Annotated in this window: 13 protein-coding genes and 1 riboswitch; of the genes, 7 read left to right on the top strand and 6 right to left on the bottom strand. The window is 66.7% G+C overall.

What is annotated here, in order from left to right; all coding sequences use genetic code 11:
* Nucleotides 1-49 precede the first annotated feature (49 nt).
* Nucleotides 50-1,681 (bottom strand): phosphoglucomutase (alpha-D-glucose-1,6-bisphosphate-dependent), encoded by a 1,632-nt coding sequence (gene pgm / locus LJ754_RS06245; protein WP_227925961.1) that lies wholly within the window; start codon nt 1,679-1,681, stop codon nt 50-52.
* 119 nt (nt 1,682-1,800) lie between these two features.
* Between pgm and LJ754_RS06250 the strand changes: the two genes are divergently transcribed.
* Nucleotides 1,801-2,151, top strand: coding sequence for a hypothetical protein (locus tag LJ754_RS06250; RefSeq protein WP_227925962.1), 351 nt, complete (start codon nt 1,801-1,803; stop codon nt 2,149-2,151).
* A gap of 7 nt (nt 2,152-2,158) precedes the next feature.
* On the opposite strand, the gene LJ754_RS06255 is transcribed toward LJ754_RS06250, so the two are convergent.
* The 3 genes from LJ754_RS06255 to LJ754_RS06265 form a co-directional block, all read right to left on the bottom strand.
* Complete coding sequence (locus LJ754_RS06255; RefSeq protein ID WP_227925963.1) at nt 2,159-2,368, bottom strand: hypothetical protein; 210 nt, start codon at nt 2,366-2,368, stop codon at nt 2,159-2,161.
* A gap of 77 nt (nt 2,369-2,445) precedes the next feature.
* Complete coding sequence (locus LJ754_RS06260) at nt 2,446-3,651, bottom strand: cobalamin-independent methionine synthase II family protein (protein ID WP_227925964.1); 1,206 nt, start codon at nt 3,649-3,651, stop codon at nt 2,446-2,448.
* Between the two features lie 19 nt (nt 3,652-3,670).
* Nucleotides 3,671-3,796, bottom strand: a riboswitch (SAM riboswitch).
* 122 nt (nt 3,797-3,918) lie between these two features.
* Nucleotides 3,919-5,322 (bottom strand): peptide MFS transporter, encoded by a 1,404-nt coding sequence (locus tag LJ754_RS06265; RefSeq protein ID WP_231706176.1) that lies wholly within the window; start codon nt 5,320-5,322, stop codon nt 3,919-3,921.
* Nucleotides 5,323-5,617: 295 nt separating this feature from the next.
* Here LJ754_RS06265 and LJ754_RS06270 point away from each other — a divergent pair, with 295 nt between their 5' ends.
* Nucleotides 5,618-6,598: an MsnO8 family LLM class oxidoreductase gene (locus LJ754_RS06270; RefSeq protein ID WP_227925966.1), complete on the top strand. Its 981-nt coding sequence runs from the start codon at nt 5,618-5,620 to the stop codon at nt 6,596-6,598.
* Between the two features lie 27 nt (nt 6,599-6,625).
* On the opposite strand, the gene LJ754_RS06275 is transcribed toward LJ754_RS06270, so the two are convergent.
* Nucleotides 6,626-8,008 (bottom strand): amidase, encoded by a 1,383-nt coding sequence (locus LJ754_RS06275; protein WP_227925967.1) that lies wholly within the window; start codon nt 8,006-8,008, stop codon nt 6,626-6,628.
* Nucleotides 8,009-8,151: 143 nt separating this feature from the next.
* Here LJ754_RS06275 and LJ754_RS06280 point away from each other — a divergent pair, with 143 nt between their 5' ends.
* From LJ754_RS06280 to LJ754_RS06295, 4 genes are read left to right on the top strand one after another with little or no spacing between them, the layout of a single operon-like run.
* The gene (locus tag LJ754_RS06280) at nt 8,152-8,478 is read left to right on the top strand and encodes a rhodanese-like domain-containing protein (RefSeq protein WP_227925968.1); all 327 of its coding nucleotides are present in this window, start codon (nt 8,152-8,154) and stop codon (nt 8,476-8,478) included.
* Nucleotides 8,475-9,455 carry a prephenate dehydratase gene (gene pheA, locus LJ754_RS06285; protein WP_227925969.1) on the top strand — a complete coding sequence of 327 codons (981 nt, stop codon included), beginning with the start codon at nt 8,475-8,477 and terminating at the stop codon, nt 9,453-9,455. Before LJ754_RS06280 ends, pheA begins: the two co-directional genes overlap by 4 nt.
* A 56-nt stretch (nt 9,456-9,511) precedes the next feature.
* On the top strand, nt 9,512-10,486 hold the full coding sequence (locus tag LJ754_RS06290) for a DNA topoisomerase IB (RefSeq protein ID WP_227912550.1): 975 nt from the start codon (nt 9,512-9,514) through the stop codon (nt 10,484-10,486).
* Nucleotides 10,487-10,521: 35 nt separating this feature from the next.
* On the top strand, nt 10,522-10,848 hold the full coding sequence (locus LJ754_RS06295; protein ID WP_227912549.1) for a hypothetical protein: 327 nt from the start codon (nt 10,522-10,524) through the stop codon (nt 10,846-10,848).
* Nucleotides 10,849-10,933: 85 nt separating this feature from the next.
* Here LJ754_RS06295 and LJ754_RS06300 read toward each other — a convergent pair whose 3' ends face one another.
* A complete protein-coding gene (locus LJ754_RS06300; protein WP_227912548.1) occupies nt 10,934-12,034 on the bottom strand; it encodes a diacylglycerol/lipid kinase family protein in 1,101 nt (366 codons plus the stop codon).
* 67 nt (nt 12,035-12,101) lie between these two features.
* On the opposite strand from LJ754_RS06300, the gene serS reads away from it, so the two are divergent.
* Nucleotides 12,102-13,376, top strand: a complete 1,275-nt coding sequence (gene serS / locus LJ754_RS06305; protein WP_227925970.1) for a serine--tRNA ligase — start codon at nt 12,102-12,104, stop codon at nt 13,374-13,376.
* Nucleotides 13,377-13,393: the final 17 nt, after the last annotated feature.

A 13,393-nucleotide genomic window follows, 5' to 3' on the forward strand; every position in this document is an offset into this window, starting at 1 on the left:
CAAAAGGGCGGACCTCCTGGTCCGCCCTTTGGCCGTTAACGCGGTATCGCTAGGAGATGACGCCGTCCACAATGGCCTTGGCTTCGGCCTGCACCTGGTGCAGGTGCTCCAAGCCCTTGAAGGACTCGGCATAAATTTTGTATACGTCCTCCGTGCCGGAGGGGCGTGCGGCGAACCAGGCGTTTTCCGTGGTCACTTTCAGTCCGCCAATGGGTGCGCCGTTGCCGGGGGCTTCAGTAAGGCGGGCAGTGATTTCCTCGCCGGCCAGGGTGGTGGCCGTGACGTCCGACGGCGAGAGCTTGGCCAGCGCCGCCTTCTGCTCGCGGGTAGCCGGGGCATCCACGCGGGCATACTCCGGGTCGCCGAACCTGTTGGTCAGTTCGCGGTACCGCTGGGACGGGGTCTTGCCGGTCACTGCGGTCATTTCCGAGGCGAGCAGGGCCAGCAGGAGACCGTCCTTGTCGGTGCTCCACGGGCTGGCATCCAGGCGCAGGAAGGAAGCGCCGGCGGATTCCTCGCCGCCGAAAGCGGTCTCGCCGGAGAGCAGGCCCGGGACAAACCACTTGAAGCCCACGGGAACCTCCATCAGCACCCGGCCCAGGTCCGCCGTCACGCGGTCGATCATGGAGGAGGACACCAGGGTCTTGCCCACCATGGCGTCTGCGCTCCAGCCTGAGCGGTTGCGGTAGAGGTAGTCAATGGCCGTGGCCAGGTAGTGGTTCGGGTTCATCAGCCCGCCGTCGGGGGTGACAATGCCGTGCCGGTCGGCGTCGGCGTCGTTGCCCGTGGCTATGTCGTATTCGTCGGCGCGGGCAATCAGGGAGGCCATGGCGTACGGGGAGGAGCAGTCCATGCGGATCTTCTCGTCCCAGTCCAGGGTCATGAATGCCCACTGCGGATCCACGTTGGGGTTCACTACGGTCAGGTTCAGCTGGTGCTGCTCCGCAATGGCGCCCCAGTAGTCCACAGAAGCACCGCCCAGCGGATCGGCGCCGATGTGCAGGCCGGCGCTGCGGATCGCATCCAGGTTCAGCACCGAGGGGAGGTCTTCGACGTAGTTCTGCAGGAAGTCGTACGTGCCCACGGAATCGGCCAGGCGTGCTTCGCCCAGCGGAATGCGCTTCACTCCGTTCAGGCCGGCTTCCAGCAGTTCGTTGGCGCGGTCGGCAATCCAGTTGGTGATGTCCGAACCGGCCGGCCCGCCCGTGGGCGGGTTGTACTTGAAGCCGCCGTCAGCGGGGGGATTGTGCGAGGGCGTCACCACAATGCCGTCGGACTGGTCCGTCCGTGAGGCGTTGTACTTCAGGATGGCGTGGCTGACGGCCGGGGTGGGGGTGAAGCCGTTCCGTGCATCAATGAGCACGTTCACGCCGTTGGCCGCCAGGACCTCCAATGCGGTGTTCTGCGCCGGTTCGGACAGGGCATGGGTATCTTTGCCCATGAACAGGGGTCCGGTGATGCCCGCAGAACGGCGGTACTCAACGATCGCCTGCGTGATGGCGGCAATATGCTGCTCGTTGAAGGCGCCGTTCAGCGATGATCCCCGGTGCCCGGAAGTACCGAACGCAACGCGCTGCGCCACGTTCGAAGGATCCGGTGCGACGTCGTAATAGGCGTCCAACAGCGCGGTGAGATCTACAAGGTCGGATGGTTCAGCGGGTTTTCCTGCACGATTAGACATACCCCTAAGCATGCCAAAGAAACGGCAGGTGCGGCAGACGCCTGCCTACGTGTAAAGCTGCCCGTCCGGCCGTATGCTCGATCGGACAGCCGCGAGGGCGCGGCGGAGAGGGGCACACCATGGCGGCCAGTGCGGTACCGGCGCAGCTTCAGCCCGGAATGCGCCGCGGCACCCGGGCAGCCATGGCGGTCCTGAACATCATCTACGTATGCGCCGCCCCGGTTTTCTGGTTTTTTTGGAGCCAGCGCCGGCAGTTCGAACTCCCGGCCTGGGCCGAGCAGGCCGCCGGATTCGCCGCCGGTGTCCTGCCGGTCCTGGTGTTCCTGGCGGCTTGGCTGAGCGCAGCGGTCCTGTTTAGCCGGGGCCTGCGCCAAGACGGCGGCCGCGCCTTTAACGCCCTGGGCGGCCTGGGCCTGCTGGCGGCGGCCAGCGGAATGCTGGCGCTGGCCGCCGCCGGGCTGGACAGCTAGGAAGCCCTCACTTGTCGTTGTGCTTGGCCTTGAAATTCTCGTTGTCGGAGTTCAGGCCCTGCGCAAGGTTGGAGTGGACCTCCGTGCGCGGGTCGGAGTGGTCCTGGCTGCCGCTGCCGTCGGGAACTTCCGCGGAGGTGGACATCAGGTTTTCCACCGCGTTCTCAATCGGATTCGCGGGCTCGTTCTTAGGGTCGTCGGCTTTCGGATCAGTCATCATCAGCTCCTTGAAGGTAATTCATCAGTAGCCTTACGAATCCCACTCTAGGGCACACCAAGCCTGCCCGCACCGGGTCACCATAGACGGCTGCTGGCCAGCCGCGCACCTTCGCCGAGGGCTTCGAGCTTGGCCGCCGCGATCTGCGGGTGCACGCGGCCGCCCAGCCCGCAGTCCGTAGACGCAATCACGTTTTCGCGGCCGACCAGCCGAGCGAAGCGCTCAATCCGGTCCGCCACCAACTCCGGATGCTCCACTACGTTCGTGGCATGGGAGACGACGCCGGGAATGATCACCTTGCCGCCCGGCAGCTTGGTGTCTTCCCAGACCCGCCATTCGTGCTCGTGCCGTACGTTGCCGGCTTCGAAGCTGTAACCGCCGGCGTTGATCTTCAGCAGGGTGTCCGCCAGGTGCCGAAACTCGATGTCCGTCGTGTGCGGTCCGTGCCAGGAGCCCCAGCACAGGTGGAAGCGGATCTGCTCCTCGGGAAGGCCGCGCAGTGCGTAATTCAGGGCCTCAACCCGGATTTCGGTGAAGCGCAGGTAGTCCTCGACGGACGGCTCGGGATTGATCTGGTCCCAGTTCTCCGCAATGGACGGATCGTCGATCTGCACAATCAGGCCGGCGTCGATAATCGCCTTGTATTCCTCCCGCATCGCGTCCGCGCAGGCGTAGATGAACTCCTCCTCGGTGGCGTAGTACTCGTTGGCGATGCGTGAACAGGAACCGGGGGAAAGCGAGGCGAGGAAACCTTCCTCCAGCCCCGCTGCCGCAAGCCCTGACTTGAGGTTTCGGATGTCGCCGGCAACGGCGTCGTACCCGGTGTATTCCACCTTGCCGGTGACCTTCGGGAAGACCTTCTGGGCGCCGGTGGTGATGCCCGACGACGGGTCGGTGTAGGCCTCGCGGAAGCGCCCGCGGTCGCGGCGGTCACCGAAGCTGGTGAGGACCGGTTTTCCCGGCTCGGAACGGACGGGCTCCATCTCCCAGATGCCGGTCTCCGCCACGGTCAGGCCGCTGAGCCGGGCAAAGGAATAGGACCACCAGGCCCCGTAGTCCACCTCCGCGGACATCGCGTGCCCGTACTCGCCGTCGTTGGGGATGTCGATGCCGGCCCGCTGCTGGCGCAGCACCAGGTCGGCGACGGCGTCGCTGAGCAGTTCGGCATAGCCCCCGGTGTCGGAGGGGTCCGCGTCCCGGGCTGCGTTGGCCGCGAGGAGTTCGGGGGTGCGGGGCAGGGAACCGGCATGGGTGGCCAGGATACGGTCGGTGCTTTTGCGCATGGAAATAATCCTTGGGATTCACGTGCTCTTGCCTGCACCGGATGCCTGGAAAAGGCGGTGCAGGCCGCTTCGTCATCCGAACCACCCGCGAAGCATGGGGTTGGTGCACGGCCAAGTCGGAGCTTGGCGGCCGTGTCTCCTGAAGCTGGTGCCCATCCTAACCACGACGCCGGGCGCAGGCCAAGCATGTGACGGCAGGCAAAAAGAACGGCGGCCCCGGGGTTGCCCGGTGCCGCCGTCCTGGTGGAACTGAAACTGTTGTGCCGGTTAGCGCACGCCGCTCATCAGCTTCTTGATGGCCGGGGTCGCCGCTGCCAGGGCGATGCCCAGGACAATGGCGGTTCCGCCGCTGAACAGGAAGTAGCTGACCTCGGTTTCGGGGTCGTAGAACTGTGCCAGCCAGCCGGCCAGCGTGGTGCCCAGTGAGACCGAAAGGAAGAACAGCGCCACCATCTGGGTCCGGAAAATTTCCGGCGCCAGCTTGGTTGCCACGGACAGGCCGATCGGGGAGATAAACAGCTCCGCGAAGGTGAACAGCAGCAGGATGCCGACGATCGCCAGCAGCGGGGTGCTGTTGGGGCCGCCGCCCGAGAACGGGATGAAGGCCAGGAAGGCCAGGCCCATTACGGCAAGTCCCAGGGAGAACTTCAGCGGCGAGGACGGCTGCCGGTCGCCCAGCTTGGTCCAGACCGCGGCGAAGACGGCCGCGAAGATGATGATGAAGATCGGGTTGATGGACTGCACCCAGGCCGCCGGCATGGTGAAGCCGAAGATGGACCGGTCCAGCGAGGTGTCCGCGTACAGCGCCACCACGGTGAACTGCTGCTGGAACAGGGCCCAGAAAGCGGCGCTGGCGATGAACAGCGGCATGAAGGAGTACACGCGGCGGCGTTCGACGGCGCCCACCTTCGGGCTGCGCAGGATGATCACGAAGTATGCGATCGAGGCAAGGATGGCCACGGTCGCCATGACCACTGCGAGGTTCTCCGCCTTGAGCAGGCCGAAGACCACGGCCAGGGCAACGATGACCACAACGCCGGCGGCAACGCCGCCCATGGTGGCGTACTTGCGGCGCGGCAGCGGGTTGGTCACCTGGTGGGCAGCCTCGGGCAGGTACTTGCGGGTCAGGCCGTACTGGACGAGGCCGATGGCCATGCCAATGGCAGCCAGGCCGAAGCCGTAGTGGAAGCCGAGCTTCACCTGGAGCAGGCCGGTGAGGAGGGGGCCGACCAGGGCGCCGAGGTTGATGCCCATGTAGAAGAGGGAGAAACCGGCGTCGCGCCGTTCATCCTTTTCGTCGTACAGGGTCCCCACCAGCGAAGTGGCGTTGGCTTTGACGCCGCCGGAACCCAGGGCAATCAGGATCAGGCCGGCGGCCAGTCCCACTGCGCCCGGGAGCACGGCCAGCGAAATGTGGCCGAGCACAACAATCGCGGCGGAGTAGAAGAGCACGCGTTCGGATCCGAGGACCCGGTCCGCAAGCCACGCACCAATGATGGTGGACAGGTACACACCACCGCCGTATGCGCCCACCAGTGAGGTGGCGACGGCTTTATCGATGCCAAGGCCGCCCTCGGTGACGCTGTAGTACATGTAGTACAGCAGGATGCCCTGCATGCCGTAGAACGAGAAGCGTTCCCACAACTCGACACTGAAAAGATTGGCCAACATCCGGGGATGGCCGAAGAAGGTTTTACGCGCTTCTTGGACGCCTGGGTTACTGGGGGTATGGCTCACGGATTAATGGTCCCACTCCCCGCGGGGGTAAGCGCCGGGAAAACCGGCGTATTCCGCCCCGAACCGGGCAGGTTTCCCTTAACCATGTGCTGAAGGTCACCCGTTTGCAGGTCGATTTCCGCGAGATTACGTGCAATAGGGCCCCCGTTACGCCCGGATTTTGCGCAAACCCGGGGCGCTGCCTACAAGCAGCCGGAATTCCGGGGGAGTGTGCAGGGTTGCCACCGGTATGCCCACCCGCGTCCCCCTCTCGATCCTTGACCGCGCCAACTCACGGCTGGGCTTTTCCGAGGCCCATGCCCTGCAGGCAGTCCTCGAGCGTGCCGAAGCCGCTGAAGCGCTGGGGTACCGGCGCTTCTGGGTGGCCGAACACCATGCCGTGGCCGGTGTTGCCGGTTCAGCACCGGCGGTGCTGATGGCCGCCCTTGCCGCCCGGACCAGCAGCATCCGCATCGGTTCCGGCGGCATCATGCTGCCCAACCATCCGCCGCTGCTGGTCGCCGAGCAGGCCGCCACCCTGTCCGCCCTCTACCCGGACCGCATTGACCTGGGGCTGGGCCGTTCGGTGGGTTTCACGCAGGCGGTGCGGCGGGCACTAAAGGCAGGAAAGGCTGAGGCCGAACGGTTCGAAGCGGACCTGGCGGAACTGCTGGCCTACCTCGACGGCACGGCACCGATCACGGCGCGGCCGCGGGACTCCGGCCAAACCCCGGTTTTTGTGCTGGCCACCGGAGCGGGTGCCGATATTGCTGCGCGTGCGGGCCTGGGCCTGGTCTTCGGCGGGCCGGGCCTGTTCCGAAACAACCCCGGGCAGGTGCTGGAACGGTACCGGACATCCTTCCGCCCCTCGGACCGGTTCCCGCGCCCCTACGTGCTGGCCGCGGTGAACGTGGCGGTTGCCGGCACGGAAAGGGCCGCCGTTGAACTGCTCCTCCCCGAGGCCGCGGCCCTGGCCGATTCACGTACCAAGGGTGTGTTCCCCGCCCTGGCCGGGAGCGGCAGCGCTGCGGAAGGCCCGGAACGCCGGCAGGAACTTATCCGGGAATCACTGGCCAATTCCATCCACGGCACCCCGGACCAGGTCCGCGAGAGGCTGGGCGGGCTCGTGGCCGCAACCGGTGCCGATGAACTCCTGGCCACCGGGGGAGCCTATGACCTCGCGGGCCAACGGGAGTCCGACCGGCTGCTCGCCGGCCTGTTCACGGATTAGCGGCCCCGCCTGGATGGGGAACCGGGGTCAGTAGCCAAGCTGCGCGGCGACGGCGAGCAGGTCGGCTTCGGCCCCCGGACGGCCGATGAGCTGGATACCCATCGGCAGTCCGGCCTCCGTGTTGTACACGGGGACGGAGATGGCGGGAAGTCCGCACACATTAACCATGGACGTGAACGGCGAGTAGAGGCATTGCCGTACATAGTCTTCCTCCCCGCCGCCGTCCGTGTACCAGCCGATGGGCCGCGGCGTCATGCCCAGGGACGGCGTGAGGATCATGTCATAGGCACCGAACTGCCGGATGGTGTCGGTTTCGAAGGTGCGCAGGATGTCAATGGCCGTGACCAGGTCCGCGGCGCTTCGGCCCAGTGCCCGCTGCCGCTTGGACGCTGCAATGCCGGTGAGTTCCGATTCGGCCCCCGGCTCCAGCACAGCCGTAGCCAGGAACGCCGTCCACACCGCCTCGAACGCATCCGGATACCGTTCGTCGTAGCGCAGGTCCGTGTCCACCAGGTCGTGGCCTGCCGCAGTTAGCGCGGCCGACCCGGCGTCGAGCGCCTGAAGCGCCTCGGGATCAAGGCGGATCTCCAGCCTGGACTCGAAGGGTGAGCGGGTGCTGACGCCTATCCGGAATGTGCCTTCGGCTCGCTGCGCAGCGGCCAGGAAGCCGTCCGTGGACGGCGGTGCGCTGGTGGCGCGGTGGTTCGGCCCGGCAACCATGGCGTCCAGCAGCAGTCCGGCGTCGGCCGCGGTTCGGGCCAGTGGACCGGCCACCACAAACTGGCCCAAATCCTGCTGGGCGGAGCCGGAGGGGACCCTGCCGCGGTTGGGCTTAAGCCCTACCAGCCCGGTGGCGGCGGCGGGGATGCGTACCGAACCGCCGCCGTCGGTGCCCGGTGCGAAGGGAATCAGCCCGGCAGCTACGGCCGCTGCGCTGCCACCGGAGGATCCGCCGGGGCTCAACCGCAGATCCCGCGGGTTCCGCGCCGGCGGGCCCACCAGGTTTTCGCTGTAGCTGCTCAGCCCGAATTCCGGCACCTGGGTTTTGCCGAGGCTGATGGCTCCGGCCCGGCGCAGTACGGCCGGGAGCGGGCCGTCGGTGTCCGCCGTCCACGGCTTCAACGCAGCGCTGCCCATGGTGGTACGGACGCCGGCCACATCGGTCAGGTCTTTGTGGGCCAGCGGCATGCCGTGCAGCATGCCCAGCTTTTCTCCCCGGGCGCGCCGCGCATCAGCGGCCCGCGCCTCGGCCACGGCAAGCTCAGGGGTGGGCGTGAGGAAGGCGCCCAGCGCGGGGTTGAGCTCTTCGATCCGCTGCAGGTAGTGGGTGGTCACCTCTTCGGCGCCGAGCCTGCCGGCTGCCAGTTCATCCCGCAGCTCGACGGCGGTCATCTCGTGGGGAGCGGGCAATTTGTACCTCCGGTGCATGGGACCTGGACGTTTATTTCTTCGGGCCGCGTCCCACTATAGGCTGGACAAAACGAACGCCGCGGCCCCGGAAGCCCGGGTGCGGCGGCGGCGCGGAACAACCCGGTTCAACAGTGAGGGCAGCAATGAGTGAGATGCAGAGCGTATCCGTAGACAGCATTCCGGAGGGCGCAAAAATCCTCGATGTGCGGGAGGACTATGAATGGGAGGCCGGCCACGTGGACGGCGCCGTCCATATCCCGCTGGACCAGCTGCCCGAAAGCCTTGACAGCCTGGACCCCGACCAGGATCTGGCCGTTATCTGCCGCACCGGCGGCCGCAGCGCCCGCGCCACTGCGTGGCTGGACGCACAGGGCTACTCGGCCGTTAATGTCAACGGCGGAATGGGCGCCTGGCTGGAAGCGGGCAAGCCCATGGTTTCGGACAATGGCCAGGAGCCGACCGTTCGATGACGCACACGGCGCACGCCCAAGCTGCTCCGCACCATTCCGGCCCGTTGGGCGAGACCGTGGTGTACACCTATCTCGGCCCGGAAGGAACGTTCACGGAAGCGGCCCTGCTGCAGGTGCCCGGCGCGAAGGATGCCGTCCGTGTTCCGTCCGCCAGCGTGAACACCGCATTGGAAATGGTCCGCTCCGGTCAGGCCAATGCCGCCGTGGTTCCGATCGAGAACTCGGTGGAGGGCGGCGTCAGCGCCACCCTCGATGCGCTTTCGGCCGGCGCCACTCTGCGGATCCTGCGCGAAATCCTGGTACCTATTACCTTTGTGCTGGCAGCCCGGCCGGGAGTGGCGCTTGAGGATGTCCGCACCGTGTCCACCCACTCGCATGCCTGGGCCCAGTGCCGCGAATGGGCAGCGGCGAATATTCCCGAAGCGGAATATCTCCCTGCTTCCTCCACCGCCGCAGCCGCCGTGGAACTTAGCGGCGCGGAGCCCTCCTTCGACGCTGCTATCTGCGCGCCGCTGGTCGCCGAACGGCTGGGGCTGACGGTGCTGCGGGAAGACATCGGAGACGTGCGCGACGCCGTGACCCGGTTCGTGATGATCAGCCAGCCTGGCCTGCTGCCCGAGCCCACCGGATCGGACAAGACCACCCTGGTGATCCCGCTGCCGGAGGACCACCCGGGTGCCCTGATGGAAATCCTGGAGCAGTTCTCCACCCGCGGGGTGAACCTGAGCCGGATCGAGTCCCGCCCCACCGGCATGTTCCTCGGCGACTACTTCTTCAGCATTGACGCCGACGGGCACGTGGCCGATGCCCGGATGGCGGATGCGTTGAAGGGCCTGCACCGGATCAGCCCGGAAATGCGTTTCCTCGGCTCCTACCCCCGGGCGGACCGCCGGGAGCCCGAGGTCTCCCGGCACACCAGCGACGAAGCTTTCCGGGACGCGGATATTTGGCTCGAATCCCTGCTGAACGGATACTAGGGCTGGAAGCATGCCGCGGCCGGACCGGCAGCGGCGCCGGGTGAAAGGGAAGCACCATGGCTCGACTGAGGCGCAGCAACTGCGAGCATCCCGGCTACTCCCGGCGGCGCTGGGGAAAAGGCTTCAGCTACCGGGACATCCGCGGCGGGGTGATCACTGACCGGCAAGTGCTGGCACGCATCCGTTCGCTGGCGATCCCGCCGGCGTGGACCAGCGTCTGGATCAGCCCCTACGCCAACGGCCACATCCAGGCCACCGGCACCGACGGGGCCGGGCGGAAGCAGTACATCTACCATCCGCACTGGCGGGAAATGAAGGACCGGGAAAAGTTCGACCGCGCCTTGGCCTTTGCGCAGTCCCTTCCGCCGGCCCGCCGCCTGATTACCAAGCATTTGCGTGCCGAAGGGGTGGGTCCCGAACGTGCCCTCGCCGCCGCGCTGCGCATTGTCGACGCCGGTGCCCTGCGGGTGGGCGGCACCCGGTATGCCGAGGCCAACGGTTCCTACGGCACGACCACCCTGCGCATTGAGCACGTGAATCTGGCCGGCACCGAGGTCCGCTTCGATTTCCCGGGCAAGAGCGGCCAGGAATGGCACACGTCCATCAATGACGAGGACCTCGCCGCAGCGCTGGAGCCCATGCTCGAACGGCCCGGCGCCGACACGGCCCTGGCCTACATCGGTTCGGACGGCAGCTGGCACAGTGTGGACGCCGCAGCGCTGAACGCTTTCCTGAAGGAAGTAACCGGCGGGGATTTCAGCGCCAAGGACTTCCGCACCTGGCAGGCCACGGTAGTTGCCGCAATGTCCCTGGCCCGGCTTGCGCCCGAAGCCGTCACCAAACGGGCCAAGCTGAAGGCCGTGGCTGCAACCGCCCGGGACGTCGCGGACCACCTGGGCAACACGCCGGCTATCGCCCGCAAGTCCTACATTGATCCCCGCGTGGTGGACCGGTTCTTTGACGGCGACGTCATCCCGGTTACCGGGTTTTCGGCGTCGGAGACCGCGGTGCGCCTGATGCTCGAGGATTAACCGGGTTTCCGCAGCGCCCGGCAATAAGTATGCTGATGGAAGGCGCGCGCAGTATTGGCGCACTGGACAACCACCCCAAGAAGGAAGGTGCCGGCATGAGCGAGTACCCCAATGAAGAAGAACAGCTCAAGGACCCGAAGCCCAGCGGTGTTTCCACCAATGATGACAACTACCGCGGCGATGTCGGCGACCAGGGCAACGACATCCGCTTTGCCGAGGAAGAGGCACTGATCCGGGAACAGTCCTCCGGATCCTCCCTGCCTAAGGAAGAAGGCGAGTACACCGACGCCGACGGCGCCCGGACGGACCGCAACCGCGAAGGCGGCTACACCGATTCCGAGGGAACCCAGGACGGGAAGTAGTCCGTCCCGGTTCCTCCGCCGGCATCAACTCCGGTAACAACGGGGCCGCATCCGAAAGGGTGCGGCCCCGTTGCATATTCCCTGGCTAGGCCGTTGCGGCGGCGTTGCTGCGGTTCTTCGGTACAGGCAGCGCGGGGGCCTGCGGTACCCGCACGAGCAAGGCCCCGGGATCCACCTGGACGGTGATGGACGTGGCCGCCCCGGTCAGGTCCCCGTCGAGCTGGGTCTGCGTGGGTTCGGCCACCGACACGGTCACTTTCCGGGCCCGGTGGTGGTGGATGACCGGCAGGTCCTTGGGGTAGCGCGTCATCACCTTGCCGGCCACCCAGGCCCAGCCCAGGACGCTGCGCGGACTCATGATGATGATGTCCAGCAACCCGTCATCCACCACGGCATCCGGGATGAAGTCGATTCCAGCCGGCAGCCGTCCGGTATTGGCCACCAGCACGCTGTGCACTTTCTGCGAATGGACCGGGGCGTCGTCAATGCTGATGTTCATGCGGGTGCGGCGCCCCGGCAGCAGGCGCACACCGGCTTCGCTGTAGGCCAGCCAGCCGACCCGCTTTTTCAGCTCGTCGCGCGTCGCGGCAATGACTTCGGCATCCAAGCCGATGCCGCCCATCACCAGGAAAGCGTTGCGGGAGGCCGTTCCGGCGGTTGAATCCTCCAGTTGGATGGTGGCCATGTCGATCCGGCGGGTATCCCCGTGCAGTGCGTTGCGGACATTGCCCGTCAGGTCGGCCACCGAAATGTCGAGGTTCCGCGCCAGCAGGTTGCCGGTGCCCAGCGGCACCAGCCCCAGCGAAGCGTTGGAATGCGCCGCAGCCCGGGAGACCTCGCGGATGGTGCCGTCCCCGCCTGCCGCCACAACGACGTCGGCACCGGCTTCCAGTGCCCGCACCGCCTGCAGGTAGCCGGGAGAATCCACGGTGGTCTCCAGGATCAGGGGAGCGTCCCAGCCGGCCAGCTCGCAGGCCGCTTCCAGCAGTGCCCGGGCCTCGTCTGCCTGCGCCTTGATCGGGTTAATGACCATCGCCACCCGCTGGTGGGCTGCCCCGCGCGGGGCGAAGACGGCCGCCTCGGCCGCAAGCCGCCGTCGGCTTCGCTTTGCAAGGATGGCCCAGGTTGCCGCGGAGGCCAGCAGGGCCGCGAACAGCACAAGGAGGAGGGTAATTTCTACGGGCATGATGCTTCCCAGAATAGTCCCCGCCCGGCGAACCAAAGGCCCGGCCGCTTTTCGGTACTCTTGAGACGTGATCGATGTAAATGAGCTCCGCGAAAACCCCGAAAAATTCCGAGCCTCGCAGCGCGCCCGGCTGGCCGACGAGAGCATTGTGGACGCGATCATTTCCGCCGACGCTGCCCGCCGTGACGCCCGGACCCGCTACGAAACCCTGCGCGCCGAGCAGAACGCCTTCGGCAAGCGCGTGGCGCAGGCCAAGGGCGAGGAAAAGCAGGCCCTGCTGGCCGAGGTGAAGGAACTGGCCGCAGCCGTCAAGGCTGCCGGCGCCGAAGCCGACACCATCCAGGCCGAATCCGATGCCCTCCTGCGCCGGATCCCGAACCTGGTGTCCGACGGCGTTCCCACCGGCGGCGAAGACGACTTCGAGGTTGTCAAGACGGTCGGCACGCCGCGGAACTTCGAGGCCGAGGGTTTTGCGCCCCGCGACCACCTGGAACTGGGCGAGATGCTGGGCGCCATCGACATGGAGCGCGGCGCCAAGGTCTCCGGCTCCCGCTTCTACTTCCTGCGCGGCGTCGGAGCCCGCCTGGAACTGGCCCTGCTGAACATGGCCATGGACCAGGCCGTGAAGGCCGGCTTCGTTCCCATGATCACCCCCACCCTGGTCCGCCCGGAAACCATGCAGGGCACCGGCTTCGACGTGGCCCACGACGCCGAGATCTACCGCCTGGCTGAAGACGACCTGTACCTGGTGGGCACGTCCGAGGTGCCGCTGGCCGGCTACCACGCCGATGAAATCCTTGAGCTCGACGGCGGCCCTGTCCGTTACGCCGGCTGGTCCTCCTGCTACCGCCGGGAAGCCGGCTCGCACGGCAAGGACACCCGCGGCATTATCCGCGTCCACCAGTTCAACAAAGTGGAAATGTTCGTCTACACCCGCCCCGAGGATGCTGCTGAAGAGCACAAGCGGCTGCTCGCCTGGGAAGAGGAAATGCTGGCCAAGGTGGAACTGCCGTACCGGGTCATCGACACGGCCGCGGGTGATCTGGGCATGTCCGCCGCCCGGAAGTTCGACTGCGAAGCCTGGGTTCCCACCCAGAACGCGTACCGCGAGCTGACCTCAACCTCCAACTGCACCACGTTCCAGGCCCGGCGCCTGAACATCCGCGAACGCCAGGCCGAAGGCAAGGGAACCCGCGCCGTCGCTACCCTGAACGGAACGCTGGCCACCACCCGCTGGATCGTGGCCATCCTGGAGCACAATCAGAACCCGGACGGCTCCGTCAACGTGCCGGCTGCGCTGCAGCCCTACCTTGGCGGCTTGGAAGTCCTGCCGGTTCTGTAAGGGGTCTTCTGTGCGGC

The sequence above is a fragment of the Arthrobacter sp. zg-Y40 genome, from assembly GCF_020731535.1.
Taxonomy (GTDB): domain Bacteria; phylum Actinomycetota; class Actinomycetes; order Actinomycetales; family Micrococcaceae; genus Arthrobacter_B.

Excerpts from the sequence above, each read along its gene's own strand:
- LJ754_RS06280 (WP_227925968.1), top strand. The coding sequence starts at position 8,152 with ATGAGTGAGATGCAGAGCGTATCCGTAGACAGCATTCCGGAGGGCGCA.
- LJ754_RS06260 (WP_227925964.1), bottom strand. The coding sequence starts at position 3,651 with ATGCGCAAAAGCACCGACCGTATCCTGGCCACCCATGCCGGTTCCCTG.
- LJ754_RS06270 (WP_227925966.1), top strand. The coding sequence starts at position 5,618 with ATGCCCACCCGCGTCCCCCTCTCGATCCTTGACCGCGCCAACTCACGG.
- LJ754_RS06295 (WP_227912549.1), top strand. The coding sequence starts at position 10,522 with ATGGAAGGCGCGCGCAGTATTGGCGCACTGGACAACCACCCCAAGAAG.
- LJ754_RS06265 (WP_231706176.1), bottom strand. The coding sequence starts at position 5,322 with ATGTTGGCCAATCTTTTCAGTGTCGAGTTGTGGGAACGCTTCTCGTTC.
- LJ754_RS06300 (WP_227912548.1), bottom strand. The coding sequence starts at position 12,034 with ATGCCCGTAGAAATTACCCTCCTCCTTGTGCTGTTCGCGGCCCTGCTG.
- LJ754_RS06250 (WP_227925962.1), top strand. The coding sequence starts at position 1,801 with ATGGCGGCCAGTGCGGTACCGGCGCAGCTTCAGCCCGGAATGCGCCGC.
- LJ754_RS06255 (WP_227925963.1), bottom strand. The coding sequence starts at position 2,368 with ATGACTGATCCGAAAGCCGACGACCCTAAGAACGAGCCCGCGAATCCG.
- pgm (WP_227925961.1), bottom strand. The coding sequence starts at position 1,681 with ATGTCTAATCGTGCAGGAAAACCCGCTGAACCATCCGACCTTGTAGAT.
- LJ754_RS06290 (WP_227912550.1), top strand. The coding sequence starts at position 9,512 with ATGGCTCGACTGAGGCGCAGCAACTGCGAGCATCCCGGCTACTCCCGG.
- pheA (WP_227925969.1), top strand. The coding sequence starts at position 8,475 with ATGACGCACACGGCGCACGCCCAAGCTGCTCCGCACCATTCCGGCCCG.